The sequence below is a fragment of the Acinetobacter sp. TY1 genome, assembly GCF_048551395.1.
Classification (GTDB): Bacteria; Pseudomonadota; Gammaproteobacteria; order Pseudomonadales; family Moraxellaceae; genus Acinetobacter.
The window spans coordinates 1-19,267 of the sequence record NZ_JBLYZK010000040.1 but is presented as its reverse complement, the minus strand read 5'-3'; the positions used below and the strand labels follow the sequence as shown (position 1 = coordinate 19,267).

The following is a 19,267-nucleotide window of genomic DNA, read 5'->3' as shown; positions in this document are numbered from 1 at the left end:
AGGTCAATTTAGCGATAAAAATGCAGGTTCAAATAAGAATGTGAATGTATCAGGTGCTTTAAATGGTACAGATGCAGGCAACTACGCACTTTCAACGAATCTGCAAACCCAAGCCAATATCAGTAAAAAACAAATCACAGGCTCAATTACAGCTCAAGACAAAGTCTACGATGGCACGACCAATGCGATTGTGAATGGTAGTCTGAACGGTGTGATCAGTGGTGATAAGGTTAATATCACAGCACAAGGTCAATTTAGCGATAAAAATGCAGGTTCAAATAAGAATGTGAATGTATCAGGTGCTTTAAATGGTACAGATGCAGGCAACTACGCGCTTTCAACGAATCTACAAACCCAAGCTGATATAGCCAAAGCGAAAGCACATGTGATTGGAAATAATTTAACAGCTACGTACAGTGGTCAGCAACAACAAGTTTCTGGTTTTACTGTCAATGGTTTAGTAGGTGGGGAAACTGCATCTGTATTGACAGGTGTTACTGCTACAGGGGCAAATGGAACAAAAGTCGGGACATATGTCAATGATGTGAGCGGTAGTGATCAAAACTATGATCTAACCTTTAGCGCAGGAATGTTACAAATTACCGAGTCATTGGTAATACCTGAACCTCCAACACCAGAAAAACCGACTGTACCGAACATTCCTGCTACACCTAGCTTTGATTTTCAAGCTTATCAACGGGCAATTCAATTTGCACCTCAAGAACGTCAGTCGAAACAGTCAGATCAAATTGAAATCGAAATTATGGGTGATGGTATCAATATGGACGGTATTCAAACATTAACAGGGAGATTTTAATTATGTTTTATCCAAAGAAAACTTTATTGCTGAGTACGCTTGCCGTCAGTAGTTTTCCTGTAGTTGCAAATACCATTCCAAATATTCCAAATGCGGGTCAGTTGTTACAACAGCAGTCATGGCAACAATATCAGCCGCAAGCAGAGGTAAATATTGAAGAACCTCAGCAGATGCAGATCATGCCTGCTGATTCACAACAACAGATTCAGATTAAACAAGTGGTGATACAAGGTAATCAAAGTATTGCCACAGAAGATTTACACGCATTGGTCCAAGATGTAGAAGGTCAGGTATTGACGCTATCTGATTTGCAACAACTGACTAAAAAATTGACGGACTATCATCAGCAACAGGGTTATTCATATAATCGAGCCTATTTACCTGTACAAAGTTTGGCTGATGGTGTTGTTAAGATCCAAATCTTGGAAGCAAGATATGATCGTATTCAGTTTAATAACCAAACTCGAACTGCAAATCACTTAATTGAAGGGATTTTAGCACCGTTACAATCAGGCGATATTATTGACTCAGCAACGTTGCAACAGCAACTTAAACTTCTGAGTCGTTTAAATGGTATTAAAATTCGTAATGTGATTAGTGCAGGACGTTATCCTGGAACAAGTGACTTAACTATTCATATTCAACCTGAAAAAACTTTAAATGGTTATGTTGGTCTTGATAATTATGGTAATGAATATACGCATGAACTGCGATTGAATGCAGGTGTTGCTGCGAATAACCTGCTCGGTTTGGGGGATCGGCTTAGTTTTGACGGAATGACCTCTGGAAATTTAAATTTTGCTCGTTTGGGTTATGAAGCGACGGTCAATGCTGCTGGAACACGTCTAGGTGCGAGTTATTCTGATCTCGATTATGAATTGGGTAAAGAATACAAAGCATTGGATGCAGTAGGGAATGCTCAGCAAGCGAGTATATGGCTTAGTCAGCCTGTATTGCTGAATAATCAAAGTGAAGTTGTACTTGGGGTTCAATATGACTTTAAACGCCTAGAAGATGATATTGAAGTTGCAGACCTTTATCGAGATCGAGATATTCATGTTGGACGTATTCGTCTAGATGCATCGCAGACCGATAATTTTGCTGGGGGTGGTTTAACTCAGTTTGGTGTTGCCGCAGATTTTGGTCATGTTGAATTTAAAAACGCAGCAACGGGAAAAGATGATTTAGCAACGGCTAATACACAGGGTAACTTTGTCGTAGCATCATTTAATGTGTCTAGATTACAAAATCTTGTAGACTCAGATACGCAGCTTTATGCTGCGTTGCAAGCTCAGTTTAGCCCAGATAATTTAGATAGTGCGCAGCAGTTTAGTGTTGGTGGTTCTGCCAATGTTGCTGGATATGAAAATAGCGTATTAAGTGGTTCAACAGGCTATTATTTATTGGCTGAACTTCGACAAAGTTTATATGCTTCTTCAAATAACCAAGTCATCGGTAAAGTTTATATCGATACAGGAGAGGTAAAGCGCCAAGCGCATAAATGGAAAGGCTTAACTGGAGATAATCAAGAGCGTATCAATAGTGCAGGCTTGGGATTGAATTGGACAAATTCATCACAATGGGGCGCAGCGCTAACCGTTGGTTTCCCAATTGGGTCAAAACCAAAGAGTTTGGAACAGCCGAATGATGTTGAGTCATGGTTTACCATTACTAAGCATTTCTAAAAAATCATTATTTTATACAGTGGCGAAAATACGATATTATTGTATTTTCGCCATTTTTTATTTTGAATTATTTAGAATGATGTTGTTAAAAATTGAGTGTAATGATTCAAGGTGAAAATAAGTTTTAAAAATTAAGTATAAAAAAGTGACTTAATCAATAGGGTTGAAGCCTACAGAGCAAATCACATTATGTTTAACATATAATTTCAAGCATGTAACTTGTTAATATTTTGAGTTTTGAAAAAAAGAAGTCATGATTTTTTTAAAATAACGAATGAAACCAAAATTTGTAATTGTAAAAAATAAGCAATTTGTATAAAAAACGAGTTATTGTCTTATAAATAGAACAATATGTCTTATAGCAAACGCTGACCCAATTTTCAAAAAGTTTTAAAATTCACATAATAGATTAATAAGCACTGTGATTTCTTATGAAAGTTTTACATATCGATTCAAGTATTATGGGTGATGCATCAGTTTCACGCCAACTCACTCAACAAATTATTGCACAAGTACAAGCGAAACAAGCTGATGCTCAAGTTGAGTACTTGGATCTTGCAAAACAAGATATCCCACATTTGACGACTGAAATTTTAATGGGTCAAAATGCTGAACAAACTGCATTGGGTGGTCAAATTTTACAGCAATACCTTGATGCAGATGTGATTGTTGTCGGTGCGCCAATGTATAACTTTGGTTTGCCATCGCCATTAAAAGCATGGATTGATCGTATTAGTGTTGCAGGTAAAACATTTAAATATACAGAAAATGGTCCTGTGGGCTTAGCGGGCGAGAAAAAAGTATATATCGCAAGTAGCCGTGGCGGTGTATATGGTGATGACAGCGCACTTGATTTCCAAGAAGGTTTATTAAAAACTGTATTTGGTTTTACTGGTGTAACTGATGTGACTGTGATTCGTGCTGAAGGCGTGAACATGGGGGCAGAAGCGAAAGATGCTGCATTGGCAAATACTACAGCGCAAATACAAGCAATCTGAATTCAAAATCATCTGTATTTCGCTAGGTTGAAAAATTTATAAAATAAAAGCAACTAAAAAGTTGCTTTTATTTTATAAATTTTTAAGTCAGTTTTATGCATCACTTTTTATGAAGGTTTTAACCAGCAAGCTCTAATTCATTGATGATTAAGTCAACACCTGTTGCAACTTTAATCTGTTGAAGCGTGACATCTGATGCCAGTTCAACGAGTTTAATGCCTTCAGCCGTAATATCCATTACACCCAACTCAGTAATAATACGATTAACCACGGCTTGACCTGTTAGTGGTAAGCTGCAATTTTTGACAATTTTAGGACTACCATCTTTTGCGGTGTGTTCCATTAAGACCACAATTTTTTGTACACCTGCAACCAAGTCCATTGCACCACCCATCCCTTTGACTTTCTTGCCCGGAATCATCCAGTTAGCAAGATCTCCTGTTTCAGAGACTTCCATTGCACCTAAAACAGCAATATTGACATGACCACCACGGATCATGGCAAATGATTCTGAGCTTGAGAAAAATGCAGCACCTGAGCGCGTTGTTGCAGTTTGTTTTCCAGCATTAATTAGATCAGCATCTACTGTTTCTCGCGTAGGAAACTCACCAATGCCTAGTAAACCATTTTCTGACTGTAACCAAACATTGAAGCCTTCAGGAATATAGTTGGCAACTAAAGTTGGTAAACCAATACCTAAGTTAACATAAAAGCCATCTTCAAGTTCGAGCGCAGCGCGTTGCGCCATTTCATTGCGAGTCCAAGCCATGATTTAAGCCTCCGTTGCTTTTAAAGTCAGTTGTTCGATGCGTTTTTCAGGTGTGCTATTGAGTACAATACGATTGACATAAATTCCCGGTAAATGAATATCATCAGGATCAATTTCACCAATTTCGACAATCTGTTCGACTTCTACAATGGTCAATTTTCCTGCCATTGCACAGTCAGGATTGAAGTTGCGCGCTGTTTTACGGAATACTAAATTTCCTGCTTTATCTGCTTTGTACGCTTTAACCAGGGCAATATCGGCATTAAGCGAATGTTCTAAAATATAATTTTTACCATCAAATTCACGGGTTTCTTTGCCTTCGGCAATGAGCGTACCGACACCTGTTTGGGTGTAAAATGCAGGAATGCCAGCACCACCTGAACGTAATTTTTCAGCAAGTGTGCCTTGTGGTGTGAGTTCTACTTCAAGTTCGCCATTTAAGTATTGGCGTTCAAATTCTTTATTTTCACCAACATAAGAGGCAATCATTTTTTTAATTTGTTTGGTTTCAAGCAATTTACCTAAACCAAAACCATCAATTCCAGCATTATTTGAAATGCATGTTAAGCCTTTTACACCTGTTTCTTGCAACGCATCAATCAGTGCTTCGGGAATACCACACACGCCAAAACCACCAACGGCGATGATTTGATTATCGGCAACGATATCTGCCAATGCAACTTGTGCATTTGCGACAACTTTATTCATCCTGATTACCTTGAGTCCTTGTATGGCTTTATTATTAGCAAGGCTGAATCAGTTTTGGAAATTGAATATTTTAAAGGCGTGATTAAAAAAACTCATTAATTTAAAAATGATGCTTGAGCATGATGTCGATAAACTCTGCTGATGCATTAGAAAGTTCTGTATCTTTTTGATAAATAATACCCACAGGTGGTGGGATTTCACCTTCAACCAATTCAATTAAAACATTCTGCTGTTGATCAATAAAATGTTGAAAACGTCGTGGAATGGCGCTGACCCCCATACCAAAAGCGACAAAGTGAGATAGAGAACTAATTTGATGACATTCTACTTTTAAATCTAAAACCATCTGATTTTTATGACAGTTTTCTTCAATAATATGCCGAATAATGGAAGGGTTTTGTAAGGTGATAAAGGGATGAGCGCAAAGTTGCTGCCAAGTGACGCTTTTTTGCTGTGCAAGTACATGATCTTTCGGGACTAAGGCAAGAAAATCTTCTTGAAAAAGTGGTTGAAAAATCAATTGATGATTGACAGGTGGTTCAAAGCAAATACCAATTTCAAATATACCTTGTTGCACATTTTCAATGATTTTTTCATTGGTTACATCATGAATTGAAAAACTAATATTTGGATGATTTTTAGAAAATTCATGCATCACCGCAGGTAAAACTGCATGTGTAGCGAATGGCATAGATGCAATATTTAGCGTACCTCGATGTAATTTAAAGCGTTGTTTGACATCCTTTTCCATATCTTCCCAATTTGCCAATAATTTTCTGGCATAGGGAATTAAGGACTGTCCCTCAAGAGTTAAATCGACACGGCGTGTATTGCGTTTAAAGAGTTTGCCACCCAATTCTTCTTCTAAACTTTTAATACTCAGACTTAAAGCAGATTGGCTTAGACATAATTCTTCGGCAGCATTGGCGTAATTTAATGTGCGTGCAAGGACTAAAAAGGCTTTTAATTGTTTAAGCGTCATGCTTGATCCTTTGTCATCGATTTAGAGTCAATAATTTGAGTCAAAACATTAGATTTAATATCTAAATTAATCGGTGGAGTGATTATGCCATTCATCAACAAAATCAGCGAGTCATTGATATGGTTTTAAGATTAATAGTATATAAATAAAGACAAAATAAAAAACAAAAAAAAATCAAAATTCAGAAAATTAGCTTCATTCAATAATCATGCTTATGGACATAGGCTCTCAAATATTTAACTTCACAATTTTTAAGATATTTTTATGAATTATTTAGCTTTTAATATTCTATTTTCGATTGTGTCTTAATGTTTAAAAAACACTAAAATTGATTAACAATTCGATTCTATATTAAGTATTTTTAACGTGATTAATCGTGTAATACAAAAGTCGATGATGCGACAAAGTATTGTGTCGTAAAAGGATAAGTCTGTGTCGTCAAATGTAAAGTGGGTCTGTTGAGAGTGTTGTAATTTGAGTCAATGAAGTTGAAGCACAATAATCAAAAGATGGATAGGGATATGACATTAACCAAAGCGATTCGTTTCTATGAAACAGGAACTCCTGATGTATTGCGTTACGAAGACGTTGAAGTCGGTGAGCCAAGTGTGGGTGAAGTACGTATTCGCCATGTGGCGGTCGGTTTAAATTATGCCGATACTTATTTTCGAAATGGAACGTATAAAATTCCAATGCCAAATGGCATGGGCGTAGAAGCATCAGGTGTCGTAGAGCAAGTGGGTGAAGGCGTAACCAATGTACAAGTTGGCGACCGTGTGACCTATACAGGATTTATCAATACTTTGGGTGCATATAGTGAAGAAACACTCGTGCCTGCCAATGCTTTAATTAAGTTGCCTGAAGGTATCTCTTGCGAAACTGCAGCAGCTATGACGATGCGTGGTTTGACTTCGGCATATTTGATTCGCCGTATTTATGACTTTAAAGCAGGTGACTCAATCCTTCTACATGCAGCAGCAGGTGGTGTAGGTCTGATTGTTGCTCAATGGGCAAAATTACTCGGTTTAACTGTGATTGGTACAACATCTTCAGAAGAAAAAGCAGCGATTGCTCGTGCGCATGGTTGTGATCATGTCATTAATTATAGCCATGAAAATGTGGCTGAACGTGTACGTGAATTAACGGGTGGTGTTGGTGTGAGCGTTGTATTTGACAGCGTAGGTAAAGATACCTTTATGTCATCTTTAGACTCACTTAAGCGCCGTGGTTTATTGGTATGCGTTGGAACAGCTTCGGGTGCAATTCCCCCATTTGATCCAGTGTTATTGGCAATGAAAGGCTCATTATTTGTGACTCGTCCTGCGCTTGCAGACTACATTGCTGACCCTGTTGAAAAACAAGCTTTAGCCAATGAACTATTTGATCATGTCAGTAGCGGTCGTATCAAAATTGAAATTAATCAGCGCTATAAACTCGAAGATGCAGTACAAGCACATCGTGATTTAGAAGCACGTAAAACCATTGGATCATCTATTTTTGTGATCTAAGTTTTACCGAACTGAATTTTGCTAGAAAGGATTTCTTATGCAAATTAAACAACTTACCTGCAATATAGGCGCAGAATTAAACGGTGTGAACTTGGCAGATGCCATTCATGATGATGCGCTGTTTACTGAAATTCGCAGTCAACTCTTACAGCATCGGGTTTTGTTTCTACGTAATCAAAACTTAACTCGTGCTGAGCATGTCGCTTTTGCTGAGCGTTTTGGTCAGTTAGAAAGTCATCCTGCGTTAGGAAGTCATCCTGAGTATCCGGGCTTAGTACAAATTTATAAAAGCCCAGAGAGCCCAATTGATCGCTATGAAAATGCGTGGCATAGCGATGCAAGCTGGCGCCAAATTCCACCAATGGGTGCTGTATTGCGTTGTGTCGAATGTCCAACGGTGGGTGGCGATACCATGTGGACCAATATGGTGATGGCATATAACAATTTGCCTGAAGATATTAAGGTTAAAATTGCCGATTTACGTGCATATCACAGTATTGAAGCAAGTTTTGGTGCGGCAATGCCAATTGAAAAGCGTTTAGAGCTGAAAGCACGTTTTCCTGATGCAGAGCATCCAGTGGTGCGTACACATCCAGAAACAGGTGAGAAAATTTTGTTCGTGAATTCATTTACGACACATTTTAGTAATTATCACACGAAAGATCGTGTGCGTTTTGGACAAGATGCGAATCCAGGTGCAGCAGATTTATTACGCTATTTAATTACTCAAGCCTCAATTCCTGAATACCAAGTACGTTGGAGCTGGGAGCCGAACAGTATTGCGATTTGGGATAATCGTAGCACACAGCATTATGCGGTGATGGATTATCCTGCTTGCCATCGAAAAATGGAACGTGCAGGCATGATTGGTGATGCAACATATTGATCGCCGATAAAGTAAGAATTGAGTGAATGGAACACTCATTTTAATGGATTAAACGTCTTAGAAAAAAGATTAGGAGCAACTCATGCAATTTTTAGATGATTCTTTACACCCAGAAAATATGGATAAAGTAGTTATTACGGTAGCACCGTATGGTCCAGAGTGGGCGCCTGAAGATTTCCCTGAAGATATTCCTGTCACAATGGAAGAGCAAATTGCGAAGGCCGTTGAATGTTACGAAGCGGGTGCAACCGTTCTACATTTACATGTGCGTGAATTGGACGGTAAAGGTTCAAAGCGTTTATCTAAGTTCAATGAACTGATTGCAGGTGTACGTGCAGAAGTTCCTGACATGATTATTCAGGTTGGTGGTTCTATTTCATTTGCACCTGAAAGCGAAGGTGAAGCGGCTCTATGGTTGAGTGATGATACACGTCATAAATTGGCTGAATTAGACCCTAAACCTGATCAAGTGACGGTTGCTGTAAATACCACGCAAATGAATATTATGGAGCTTTTATATCCTGAATATTTAAAAGGAACATCACTTGAGCATCCTGCAATTCAAGCGGCTTATTCAGAAATGACGGTTCCTGCGGGACCTGAATGGTTGATTGAACATTTGAAGCGTTTAGCAGCAAACGGTATTCAACCACATTTCCAATTGACAGGCATGCATGGTCTGGAAACGCTTGAACGTATGGTGCGTAAAGGTCAGTACATGGGTCCAATGAACTTAACTTGGATTGGTATTGGTGGCGGTTTTGATGGTCCAAACCCATTCAACTTCTTTAACTTCCTGAACCGTGTTCCAGATGGTTGTACATTGACTTCAGAATCATTACTGAAAAATGTCTTACCATTTAACACGATGTCTATGGCAATGGGTATGCATGCACGTGTGGGTAATGAAGATACAATCATTAACCATAAAGGTGAACGTTTCGGTTCGGTTGATCAGATTAAGCAAACAGTACGCATTGCGCATGAGTTAGGTCGTGATATTGCGAGTGGTCAAGAAGCACGTGAAATTTATCGTATTGGTGTGCAGTACGATAGTATTGAAGAAACCTTATTGGCAAATGGCATGGCTCCGAATCGTGTTGCAGGTCAAAAAGGCGTACCACAACGTAAATGATCTAAAACCTGAGTCACAAGGATATAGGGCTTGGGTTGCAATAAATAAGCGGGGATAAGTGTTTTGGCTAAAACGATCCTCGCTTTTTAGGCTCTAAAATAAACATTATAAAAAATACATGGAGGTTGTATGAATGCACATCAAGCATTAGATGCACAGACGGATACATCAATGGGTATTCCTCGTCGTTATGCATGGATTGTTTTTGCACTCACATTTGGTTTACTAATTTCAGACTATATGTCTCGTCAGGTTTTAAATGCAGTCTTTCCACTACTAAAGAGTGAATGGATGTTGACGGACAGTCAACTCGGTTGGCTCAGTGGCATTGTGGCACTTATGGTCGGGTTACTGACTTTACCTTTGTCCTTTCTTGCCGATCGTTTTGGTCGAGTGAAAAGTCTAACCATCATGGCGGTGCTTTGGAGTCTAGCAACTTTAGGTTGTGCACTTGCAGAAAATTACGGGCAAATGTTTACGGCTCGTTTCTTGGTCGGTGTCGGTGAGGCAGCTTATGGCAGTGTAGGTATTGCTGTTGTTATGGCAATTTTTCCGAAAGAAATGCGTGCAACTTTAGCCAGTGCCTTTATGGCAGGTGGGATGTGCGGTTCTTTCTTTGGTATGGCACTGGGTGGTGTACTTGCGGAACATTTTGGTTGGCGTTGGGCATTTGGTGGTATGGCTGCATTTGGCTTAATGCTCGCATTGTTATACCCAATAGTGGTGAAAGAGAAGAAAATTAATCCATCGGGTCAGGCATATACCAAAGAGCAACAACCGATTAAAGTGAAGAACGCACTAAAAACACTGTATTCATCTCATACCGTTGTTGCAACTTATATTGGGAGTGGCTTACAGCTCTTTGTTGCTGGTGCGATTATGGTTTGGATGCCAAGTTATCTGAACCGTTACTATGCAATGCCGACAGATAAAGCGGGTGTTGTCGCAGCGATTATTGTGCTTGGTGGCGCTATAGGTACAGTGATTTGTGGCATGTTATCCGACCGTTTAGGGCGTGAACGTGCCGACCGTAAAACAAGTTTGGCGATTGCTTTTTGTTTAGGAAGTTGTTTACTACTTTCTGCTGCTTTTGCTATTCCAACAGGTACAGCGCAAATCGCTTTGCTGTGTTTAGGTATCTTTATTGTGATTGGAACCAACGGACCATCTATGGCAATGGTCGCAAATTTAACTCATCACTCAGTGCACAGTTCTGCTTTTGCGACATTAACGATTGCCAATAATTTATTGGGCATTGCACTTGGACCATTAGTGATTGGTAAAATTTCAGATCATGTTGGTTTACATGATGCATTTCAGCTTATGCCATTTATGAGTATTTTATCTGCTGCGGTTTTTTTCTATGCAAAACGTCATTATCACAGCGATATTATTCGTTTAACTGAGCAAGGGTTATTGCCACCAAGTGCGCCACAGCAAAACAAATTGGATTCATAAAAAGATGTCACGTCATTTAACAGTAGATATATTTTTTGATTTTATCTGTCCTTGGTGCTTAATTGGTAAGCGCCAATTGCAGGTTGCATTGCTTAAACTGAAGGAAAATAATCCTGATGTTGAAGTTATTCTCAGTTGGCATGGCGTTCAGTTATTGCCTCATATAGCTGCTGAAGGTGTACCATTTGATGCATTTTATCAGCAACGTTTGGGCAGTCCTGAAGCGGTACGAATGCGTCAATCACAAGTTCGCCAAGCGGCAAATGCTGTAGATGTAGACATTGATTTTTCTAATATTAAATTGATGCCCAATACTGCTAAAGCCCATCAGCTTTTAGCAATGGCAATTCAATTCGGTACAGCTACACAAATTGATCAATTGCTTGAACGTTTATTTTCAGCCTATTTTCATTTATCCGAAGATTTAGGGAATAGTGAAAATTTACTGAAGATTGCTCAGTCTTGTGGCTTTGACACAGATGTCATCAACAATACATTGGGACAACTCAATCAACCCTTTAATTCTGCAAATACAGGATCCAATGGCGTTCCCTATTTTATTTTTAATCAACGTTTAGCGGTTGCAGGAGCGCATCCCGCAGAAACATTGTACAACGCAATGCTTGAGGCACTCGTAACACAAGGATAAGTGACATGACAGCTCGATTTCAGGTTCCTCAGGAAAAAATACCGACATCTGGTGCAAGAGCATTTTTGAAAGTTGATGAAAAATTTCTCGTACTTTTTAATATAAATGAACAGTTTTATGCCATTGATGACAGTTGTCCACATCAGGGTGCATCATTATTTAATGGAAAGCTTGAAGGTAAAGCCCTTCAATGCTGTGCACATGGTTTAAAGTTTGATTTAGAAAGCGGCTATATGTTGAATTCGACGCATCTGAAAATGACATCTTATCTGGTTGAAGTGATTGAATCAGATGTTTTTATTGTGATGGACTCGGGAGCGTAAAATGACAAATACGATGAATTTGAGTCAGCGTACTCGTGAATTAATGCCGGGTTTCATTGTGAGTGCTGTCGTGGCTGCTGCCGCATGCTTTCTTTCGGAACATTATGGTGCCCCCGTGATGTTATTTGCTCTATTACTAGGTATGGGTTTGAACTTTCTTGCCGATGACACCAAGTGTAAGGCAGGGATTGAATTTACAGCCCGTACGGTTTTACGTGTTGGAATAGCTTTACTTGGTATGCGAATTACCTTGAGCCAAATTACTGCTTTAGGATGGCAGCCGATTGCATTGGTTTTAACTTTAGTGGCTGTGACCATTACTGTATCAATTGTTGTGGCAAAAATGCTTGGTTTTGAACGTTCGTTTGGTATGTTAACGGGTGGTGCAACAGCAATTTGTGGTGCATCTGCTGCTTTAGCCTTATCTGCTGCTTTGCCTAATCATCCACAAAAAGAAAAAGCGACTTTATTTACCGTCATTGGCGTGTCTGCATTATCCACTTTAGCGATGATTGTTTATCCGATGATTGCAAATTGGTTAGAGTTTTCCCCACAACTCGCAGGTGTGTTTCTAGGTGCAACCATTCATGATGTTGCACAGGTCGTGGGTGCAGGTTATAGCATGTCGACTGAAACAGGTGATACTGCAACAGTTGTTAAACTCATGCGCGTAGCCATGTTACTTCCTGTGATTATTTGCGCTGCGATGTTTACACGTATGCAAGGTGCAGAAACAGGCGGAGAGCGACCACCATTATTGCCATGGTTTGCTGTTGGTTTTCTAATTTTGGCATGTATTAACAGTACAGGTTGGGTACCGACAATTGTTCAAGGTGGTGTAAATGAAATGTCACGTTGGGCACTTATTATTGCAATTAGTGCATTAGGTATGAAAACACGAATCAAAGAATTAGCTTCAGTTGGTATTAAGCCTATTTTATTCATGGTGAGTGAAACAATCTTCCTTGTAGTTTTGGTTGTACTGTTAATGCGTTGGTGGTTTTAATTGACATTATATTTGTTAAAGAAAAATAAGTATTAGTATGTTTCCCCCTCCAAATTGTTCGTTTCTACATTTGGAGTTTTTTATTTTAATAATAATGAGTTAGTTAGAAATGAGCGATGTAAAAAAAGACTTGGATTGTTAAAACTCAAGTCTTTTAAAATTACCTATATATTTAGACGATTAATTTAATAATGCTTTATTTTTATTACGCCAATTGATTGGTGCGACACCAAATTGGCTGATAAACCAACGGGTAAAGGAACTCGGTGTTGAGTAGCCTAAAATGTCCGAAACTTGACCCAATGAATAATTCAAATTTTGTAAATAACGAAATACTAAATTGCGTCTAACATCATTGATTAAATGGCTAAAACTGGTTTTATAAACTTCTAAACGACGTTGTAACGTACGAACATTCATGCCATGTGTTTGTGCAATTTGATCGATAGTTGCGCGACCCATAGGCAACAATAAATAGATACTTTTACGAATATCAAAAATCATTGAAGACTCCCTATCATCTGGCAAAATATCGAGGAAGCGTTGAGCGTGTTCTGCCATAGCGGTATTGGCTTGAGGGTTGGTTGTATCAAGTTCAGCAGCGGTACAGACAATACCATTGAACTCACTGCCAAATTCAAGTGAACAACCAAAAATGCGTTTATGTACAGATAAATCTTTTGGTGCGTTATGGGTAAAGTGAATACTTAGCGGACGCCATTTATTGGGTAAAAGGGCAGCACAGAAGCGATGCATAATGCCCAAAGCTAATTCAGTCGATTGACGGCTATATTGAGATTCTGCAGAAACCACTTCTTCACGAATAATGACTGTGTTGCCGACTTCTTCAATATAGATTGCGAGAGAATTATTGATAATATTACGATAACGAACAATGGTTTGAATTGCATCACGCAAGGTATGTTGATAGCTGAGCAATAGGCTAATTTCACCAAAATCGGAAATTTGTCGCTGTTCTGCCATATGTAAACCAAACGATTCACAACCGCTCATTTGTGCAGATTGTTCGAGCAGAGCAATGGCTTTATCAACAGGAATACGTTGCTTTGAATCATGCAATTGGCTTTGACATAGTCCAACATCAGATAATAGTAGATAAGGATTGATGTTGAATTGCTGCGTGACGTCTAAATAATTTTTTAGAACGGCAGTATGTGCAAGAGGAACCATCTTGTTATCTCCTTGTTTTTAAAATTAACCAATCCTTGATTAATTCATTTATAAATGATGCGATCGTTTAGATAGAACTATTTTGTGATCGACTCAGCTTAAATCTTGAAGTCATAATATACACATATTTTAATCTAAAAATCCTACTTTTGATTATTAGAATTTCCTGAGTTAGTTATTCAATAGTTTTATATACATTGTCATTAAAAGATAAGTCAATGTCGCCTAAAGTGTATTTTAAAAAAAGTTGAAACCGTATTGTTGATGTGAAATGGAATTCAGTTTTGCTCCTTATAGGAGCATTTTCTCAGGGTGTAGAGATGGAAAAAATTTTCACACAAGCAACCGTTTTGATTATTCCTGGTTTAAGAGATCATGTTGCAGAACATTGGCAAACTTTACTTGAAGCCCGACTTGAAAAAGTACGTTCAGTGCCACCTTTACAGATTGATAAACTCAATTGTGCGAAGCGTGTTGAAGCGATTCAAGCGGTGCTTGATCAAATTACAGGTCCTGTGATTTTGGTTGCACATAGTGCAGGTGTGCTCATGACTGTTCATTGGGCTGCTAAACATCAGCATAATATTCAAGGTGCATTGTTGGTGACACCACCTGATTTAAATCAGAGTTGGCCTGCAAATTACCCAAGCCCTGACACTTTACGTCAAGAAGGTTGGGATCCAGTTCCTATGCAAGTTTTACCATTTCCAAGCATTGTGGTGGGAAGTAGTAATGATTACTTAGCAAGTGCAGATGCTGTTGAAGATATGGCAAAAGCATGGGGTTCTGAGTGGGTGAATTTGGGTGAAGTTGGACATTTAAACCCAGCCGCAGGTTATGGACCTTGGCCACAAGCTGAAGCATTCATTCGTCAACTCGATAAAATTTAAAGAGATATTTACGTGTAAGGCCTTGGGCTGAAGTTAATCGTCATGGGTTACTTCAGCCATTTTTTAAGATCGTAGAAATATAAAACCAAGTCATCATTAGAAATAACCAATTGGGTGACTTAAATGTGAAATAGGGCATTTGAAACAGCCGATTTAAATTTTAAGCCAAAGGATGGCTTTTAAGATCAAACACATATAGCGCATAGATATGCACATTTGTCGTTGTAAATGATCTTTAGTTGTAAATAGTTTCTGGTTGTTTTTGTTCATGGTTTTTTAGTTTTATCTCATGGTTCGCATTATGCAAGCCGGTCGAAAAACATCATATCTATATGGAGATGATATGGTTACTCAGCGTTTATTTTTACAAAAAAAGTATCCTTCTATTTTAGCAATGCGACACCTCAGCATCTGCATCGGTTTGGTTTTTACTGCATCAAATGCTTCAGCCTTTAGTTATGATATTAATAAAGATTGGAAACTTGAAACCAATACAAATTTAAGTATCGGGCAAAGCTTTAGTACCCAAGACCCCGATGGTGCTTTGTTATATAAGCCAGATGCAGTGAGCATTGGTAAAGAAGGCTCAAGCGTTGATATTAATGGAGATAATGGTCGAGCTAACTTTGAAAAAGGTGATGCGATTTCGCAAATCGTCAAAGGTTTAACAGAATTTAAGTTGAATGGAAAACAACAAGGTGCGGTACTCAGCGCAAAATATTGGTATGACCATGCCTATGAAACAGGCAAAGGCGATTTCACCACATTTGATGATTCAGCTTGGCCAAGATTGGTTAAATTTAAAGGGATTGATTTATGGGATGCATATATTTGGAAAAATTTTCAATTTGAAAACTCAAAGAGCTTAGATTTAAAACTGGGCAAACACGCTTTAAATTGGGGGAAGTCCCAATTTTTCCAAAATGGTCTAAACTCGGTGAGTGCATTTGATTATGCTGCAATGAACCGTCCAGGTGGCGATGTTAAAGAACGTATTATTCCAGTGGAAATGTTCTCATTTGTTGCAGGCTTAACCGATAAAACCAAAGTTGAAGGTTTCTATCAATTTAAATTTAGACCTTCAGTGGTGGATGGTTGCGGTACATTTTTTGAAGTTTCTGATGTCTTTGCTGAAAATTGTGGACCATTGATGATTGGTGGACCAGGCTTTACAACGGATCAAGCCACAAATGGACCACTTGATTTTACGGTTGCTCGTTTACCAAGTGAATATGCCAAAAATAGTGGTCAATATGGTCTTGCTATCAAACAAACTATTCCAAGTTTAAACAATGCGGAGCTTGGTGTGTATTATGCAAATTATCATAGTCGTATTATGCACTTTGATGGTATCACGGTAACACAGCCAGGTGCTGCCAATTATCATACCGCTCGAATTCTTTCTGTTTATCCAGAAGATATTGAAATGTATGGTCTGAGTTTGACAGGTAAAGTCGGCAAGACCGCAATTTTCAGTGAATTAAATTATAAACCCGATATGCCACTTCACTTTAATAGTACGGATATGGTGTATGCACAGGCTTTATTTAATGACACACCACTGACTGCGGCGGGCGAAACTTTAGAACTCGGTGAGCGCATAAATGGCTTTGCACGTGTACCTGTTACGCAGTTTACTTTAGGTGCGGCAAATACGATTCCAAATATACTTGGGGCGAGTGCATTATCTCTAGTGGGCGAGTTGGGTGTAAATCATATCGGTGATACAGATCAGTATCATTTTGGGCGCAGTGGTGCCTTTGGTCGTAGTGGGTTGTCGACAGGGGCTTATGATCCTGCAAAATTAGATACCTACTGTATTGCACCAAAAACAGGTCAATTGTCTGATGGTGAAATTCATGAGCTCAATGAGAAATATTGTAATGATAAAGGATTTTTTGAAGAGTGGTCGTTTGGTTATCGTGTGCGTGGTGCATTGAGTTATAACGATTTACTGCCACAAACGACAGTTACACCAAGTTTAATGTTCCGTCACGATGTGAGTGGCTATGGTCCTAATTTCCAAGAAGGACAAATGGCAGTGAGTGCAGGTGTGTCTGCAACGTATCAAAAGAAATATATCACAGAGCTTTCATATACCAATTTCTTTGGCTCAAATGAATTTAGTGTTTTAGATGACCGTGATTTTGCATCATTGGTGTTTAAAATGAATTTCTAGGATTTTGATATTTATTTTTAAAAACCGAGATCTTTAACATACTCTCGGTTTTTATTGATTAGGGCACTATGAAATTTGTTTATTGTGGTCAAATGATAAAGATTTGACGTTAAATGATAAGTGAGTATGTGAACATTACGCTAATTTAACAGCCAATTCGGGATGAAATGATGCACAGAAATTTAAAAATAAGTGCATACGGCTAGAAAAGGATGTAGTAATGAATGGAAATATGATGTCTCAACCGCTTTTAATCAGTAGCTTGATTGAGCATGCACAAAACTACCATGCAGATACTGCCATTATTTCAAAAAATACTGATGGTTCAATGACGCAGAGCGATTGGGGCGAAATCGCCAATAATTCAAAACGCTTTGCCAATGCACTTAAAACCTTTAATTTATCTGCAAGTGATCGTGTCGCAACCATCGCTTGGAATAATCATCGTCACTTAGAAAGTTGGTATGGCATTTCGGGCAGTGGTTATATTTGTCACACCATTAATCCGCGTCTTTTTCCTGAGCAGCTAACCTTTATTATTAATGATGCCGATGACAAAGTTCTGATTTTTGATAAAACCTTTTTAAATTTAGTTCTTTCAATACAAGCGACATTATCATCAGTAGAGCATTATATTTGTCTTGATGCTTATGATGAAGCAATCAAAACAGCACTTCCTGAAGTACAGTTTTATGATGATTTAATTGCAACGCAATCGAATCATTTTGATTGGCCAATGTTTGACGAAACTAGAGCCAGTTCATTGTGCTATACCTCAGGTACGACAGGTAATCCAAAAGGGGTTTTATATAGTCATCGTTCAACGGTATTACACAGCTATGCAGTGAGTTTGCCCGATTCATTTAAATTGTCGGCAACTGATCGAATTTTACCTGTTGTTCCGATGTTCCATGTCAGTGCATGGGGAACGCCATATGCGGCTGCAATGGTTGGATGCAGCTTAGTGCTTCCAGGACCAATGTTGGATGGTGCAAGTTTGGTTCAATTGATTGATGATTATCAAGTGACGACAGCACTCGGTGTACCGACCATTTGGCAAGGTTTACTCAATGCTGCACAGCAGTCAGGCACACAACTTAAAAGCTTAAAACGTAATGTTGTAGGCGGTGCATCATGCCCACCATCAATGATTCAAACCTTCAAAGCTGTATATGACTGTGAAACCATTCATGCATGGGGAATGACTGAAACAAGTCCATTAGGCTCAGTCAATCAAATGAAAGCCAAGCATTTAACATTGTCAGAAGAAGAACAATTTAAAAGCCGTTTCTCACAAGGTCGTCCACCTTTTGGCGTAAAGCTGCGTATTACTGATGCTGAAAATAGCACCAATGAAATACAACGTAATGGCAAAACAGCAGGCAATTTACAAATTCAAGGACATTGGATTGTCGATACCTATTTTGGTAAAGATCAATCAGCTTTGACCTCAGATGGTTGGTTTGATACGGGTGATATTGCAACCTTAGATCAAGATGGTTATTTGAATATTAGTGACCGTTCAAAAGATTTAATTAAGTCAGGCGGTGAGTGGATTTCATCTGTAGAGCTTGAAAATATTGCTATTGCACACCCTGAAATTGATATTGTCGCAGTGATTGCAGCACCCCATCCAAAGTGGGATGAACGTCCAATCTTGATTGCTAAAAAATCGCTAGAAAGTCAATTAACAGAAAAAGATGTACTCGATTTTTACATCAATAAAATAGCGAAATGGCAGATTCCAGATAAAGTTATTTTTGTTACTGCAATGCCTTTAGGTGGTACAGGTAAAATCTTGAAAAAAGATTTACGTGATCAATATAACGCCGTGTTGCTTGAAGCTTAAGACTCAGAAAATATAGCAAAAAGATTCAACAGATTGAAATGATTTAATCAGATTGAGCCTGTGTGATCGAATTTGAGGCAGGCTTGATCTCAAACTCAAGACGTTATGAAGCTCTTTTAAACTTCTAGACGTCATTGCAATGGAAATAATGATGAACGAACAAACATCTGCAGGCTTAAGATTTAGACAAGCACTGGAAGTAGAAAAACCATTACAAATCATTGGAACGGTCAA

At 38.6% G+C, this 19,267-nt stretch carries 17 protein-coding genes; 13 read left to right on the top strand and 4 right to left on the bottom strand.

Annotated elements, in window-relative coordinates:
* From ACK2M2_RS15325 to ACK2M2_RS15315, 3 genes are all read left to right on the top strand, one after another.
* Nucleotides 1-817 (top strand): YDG domain-containing protein (locus ACK2M2_RS15325; protein WP_419349723.1); only part of this gene is annotated, 817 nt, incomplete at its 5' end.
* Between the two features lie 2 nt (nt 818-819).
* Complete coding sequence (locus ACK2M2_RS15320) at nt 820-2,502, top strand: ShlB/FhaC/HecB family hemolysin secretion/activation protein (protein WP_409512874.1); 1,683 nt, start codon at nt 820-822, stop codon at nt 2,500-2,502.
* Nucleotides 2,503-2,933: 431 nt separating this feature from the next.
* A complete protein-coding gene (locus tag ACK2M2_RS15315) occupies nt 2,934-3,500 on the top strand; it encodes an FMN-dependent NADH-azoreductase (RefSeq protein WP_409512873.1) in 567 nt (188 codons plus the stop codon).
* A 118-nt stretch (nt 3,501-3,618) separates the two neighbouring features.
* Here the strand turns inward: ACK2M2_RS15315 and ACK2M2_RS15310 are convergent, their stop codons facing one another.
* The 3 genes from ACK2M2_RS15310 to ACK2M2_RS15300 form a co-directional block, all read right to left on the bottom strand.
* Nucleotides 3,619-4,269 (bottom strand): 3-oxoacid CoA-transferase subunit B, encoded by a 651-nt coding sequence (locus tag ACK2M2_RS15310; protein ID WP_419349720.1) that lies wholly within the window; start codon nt 4,267-4,269, stop codon nt 3,619-3,621.
* A gap of 3 nt (nt 4,270-4,272) precedes the next feature.
* Nucleotides 4,273-4,977: a CoA transferase subunit A gene (locus ACK2M2_RS15305; RefSeq protein ID WP_409512871.1), complete on the bottom strand. Its 705-nt coding sequence runs from the start codon at nt 4,975-4,977 to the stop codon at nt 4,273-4,275.
* Nucleotides 4,978-5,077: 100 nt separating this feature from the next.
* A complete protein-coding gene (locus tag ACK2M2_RS15300; protein ID WP_419349718.1) occupies nt 5,078-5,959 on the bottom strand; it encodes a LysR family transcriptional regulator in 882 nt (293 codons plus the stop codon).
* Nucleotides 5,960-6,480: 521 nt separating this feature from the next.
* On the opposite strand from ACK2M2_RS15300, the gene ACK2M2_RS15295 reads away from it, so the two are divergent.
* From ACK2M2_RS15295 to ACK2M2_RS15265, 7 genes are all read left to right on the top strand, one after another.
* The gene (locus ACK2M2_RS15295) at nt 6,481-7,467 is read left to right on the top strand and encodes a quinone oxidoreductase family protein (protein WP_419349716.1); all 987 of its coding nucleotides are present in this window, start codon (nt 6,481-6,483) and stop codon (nt 7,465-7,467) included.
* 37 nt (nt 7,468-7,504) lie between these two features.
* On the top strand, nt 7,505-8,353 hold the full coding sequence (locus ACK2M2_RS15290; protein ID WP_419349714.1) for a TauD/TfdA dioxygenase family protein: 849 nt from the start codon (nt 7,505-7,507) through the stop codon (nt 8,351-8,353).
* 82 nt (nt 8,354-8,435) lie between these two features.
* The gene (locus ACK2M2_RS15285; protein WP_419349713.1) at nt 8,436-9,488 is read left to right on the top strand and encodes a 3-keto-5-aminohexanoate cleavage protein; all 1,053 of its coding nucleotides are present in this window, start codon (nt 8,436-8,438) and stop codon (nt 9,486-9,488) included.
* A 129-nt stretch (nt 9,489-9,617) separates the two neighbouring features.
* Nucleotides 9,618-10,946 (top strand): MFS transporter, encoded by a 1,329-nt coding sequence (locus tag ACK2M2_RS15280; protein ID WP_419349711.1) that lies wholly within the window; start codon nt 9,618-9,620, stop codon nt 10,944-10,946.
* A 4-nt stretch (nt 10,947-10,950) separates the two neighbouring features.
* Nucleotides 10,951-11,595: a DsbA family oxidoreductase gene (locus ACK2M2_RS15275; protein ID WP_419349709.1), complete on the top strand. Its 645-nt coding sequence runs from the start codon at nt 10,951-10,953 to the stop codon at nt 11,593-11,595.
* 5 nt (nt 11,596-11,600) lie between these two features.
* Nucleotides 11,601-11,918, top strand: a complete 318-nt coding sequence (locus ACK2M2_RS15270) for a Rieske (2Fe-2S) protein (RefSeq protein ID WP_409512865.1) — start codon at nt 11,601-11,603, stop codon at nt 11,916-11,918.
* A 1-nt stretch (nt 11,919) separates the two neighbouring features.
* Nucleotides 11,920-12,924: a YeiH family protein gene (locus ACK2M2_RS15265; RefSeq protein WP_409512864.1), complete on the top strand. Its 1,005-nt coding sequence runs from the start codon at nt 11,920-11,922 to the stop codon at nt 12,922-12,924.
* A 180-nt stretch (nt 12,925-13,104) separates the two neighbouring features.
* Here ACK2M2_RS15265 and ACK2M2_RS15260 read toward each other — a convergent pair whose 3' ends face one another.
* Entirely contained in the window at nt 13,105-14,115 is a 1,011-nt protein-coding gene (locus ACK2M2_RS15260) for an AraC family transcriptional regulator (protein WP_409512863.1), read from the bottom strand.
* Between the two features lie 320 nt (nt 14,116-14,435).
* On the opposite strand from ACK2M2_RS15260, the gene ACK2M2_RS15255 reads away from it, so the two are divergent.
* The 3 genes from ACK2M2_RS15255 (at nt 14,436) to ACK2M2_RS15245 (ending at nt 19,033) form a co-directional block, all read left to right on the top strand.
* On the top strand, nt 14,436-15,005 hold the full coding sequence (locus ACK2M2_RS15255; RefSeq protein ID WP_419349706.1) for an RBBP9/YdeN family alpha/beta hydrolase: 570 nt from the start codon (nt 14,436-14,438) through the stop codon (nt 15,003-15,005).
* Between the two features lie 343 nt (nt 15,006-15,348).
* A complete protein-coding gene (locus ACK2M2_RS15250; protein WP_419349704.1) occupies nt 15,349-17,184 on the top strand; it encodes a DUF1302 domain-containing protein in 1,836 nt (611 codons plus the stop codon).
* 220 nt (nt 17,185-17,404) lie between these two features.
* Nucleotides 17,405-19,033 carry a long-chain-fatty-acid--CoA ligase gene (locus ACK2M2_RS15245; RefSeq protein ID WP_419349702.1) on the top strand — a complete coding sequence of 543 codons (1,629 nt, stop codon included), beginning with the start codon at nt 17,405-17,407 and terminating at the stop codon, nt 19,031-19,033.
* Nucleotides 19,034-19,267 lie beyond the last annotated feature (234 nt).

Excerpts from the sequence above, each read along its gene's own strand:
- ACK2M2_RS15320 (WP_409512874.1), top strand. The coding sequence starts at position 820 with ATGTTTTATCCAAAGAAAACTTTATTGCTGAGTACGCTTGCCGTCAGT.
- ACK2M2_RS15315 (WP_409512873.1), top strand. The coding sequence starts at position 2,934 with ATGAAAGTTTTACATATCGATTCAAGTATTATGGGTGATGCATCAGTT.
- ACK2M2_RS15310 (WP_419349720.1), bottom strand. The coding sequence starts at position 4,269 with ATGGCTTGGACTCGCAATGAAATGGCGCAACGCGCTGCGCTCGAACTT.
- ACK2M2_RS15305 (WP_409512871.1), bottom strand. The coding sequence starts at position 4,977 with ATGAATAAAGTTGTCGCAAATGCACAAGTTGCATTGGCAGATATCGTT.
- ACK2M2_RS15300 (WP_419349718.1), bottom strand. The coding sequence starts at position 5,959 with ATGACGCTTAAACAATTAAAAGCCTTTTTAGTCCTTGCACGCACATTA.
- ACK2M2_RS15295 (WP_419349716.1), top strand. The coding sequence starts at position 6,481 with ATGACATTAACCAAAGCGATTCGTTTCTATGAAACAGGAACTCCTGAT.
- ACK2M2_RS15290 (WP_419349714.1), top strand. The coding sequence starts at position 7,505 with ATGCAAATTAAACAACTTACCTGCAATATAGGCGCAGAATTAAACGGT.
- ACK2M2_RS15285 (WP_419349713.1), top strand. The coding sequence starts at position 8,436 with ATGCAATTTTTAGATGATTCTTTACACCCAGAAAATATGGATAAAGTA.
- ACK2M2_RS15280 (WP_419349711.1), top strand. The coding sequence starts at position 9,618 with ATGAATGCACATCAAGCATTAGATGCACAGACGGATACATCAATGGGT.
- ACK2M2_RS15275 (WP_419349709.1), top strand. The coding sequence starts at position 10,951 with ATGTCACGTCATTTAACAGTAGATATATTTTTTGATTTTATCTGTCCT.
- ACK2M2_RS15270 (WP_409512865.1), top strand. The coding sequence starts at position 11,601 with ATGACAGCTCGATTTCAGGTTCCTCAGGAAAAAATACCGACATCTGGT.
- ACK2M2_RS15265 (WP_409512864.1), top strand. The coding sequence starts at position 11,920 with ATGACAAATACGATGAATTTGAGTCAGCGTACTCGTGAATTAATGCCG.
- ACK2M2_RS15260 (WP_409512863.1), bottom strand. The coding sequence starts at position 14,115 with ATGGTTCCTCTTGCACATACTGCCGTTCTAAAAAATTATTTAGACGTC.
- ACK2M2_RS15255 (WP_419349706.1), top strand. The coding sequence starts at position 14,436 with ATGGAAAAAATTTTCACACAAGCAACCGTTTTGATTATTCCTGGTTTA.
- ACK2M2_RS15250 (WP_419349704.1), top strand. The coding sequence starts at position 15,349 with ATGGTTACTCAGCGTTTATTTTTACAAAAAAAGTATCCTTCTATTTTA.
- ACK2M2_RS15245 (WP_419349702.1), top strand. The coding sequence starts at position 17,405 with ATGAATGGAAATATGATGTCTCAACCGCTTTTAATCAGTAGCTTGATT.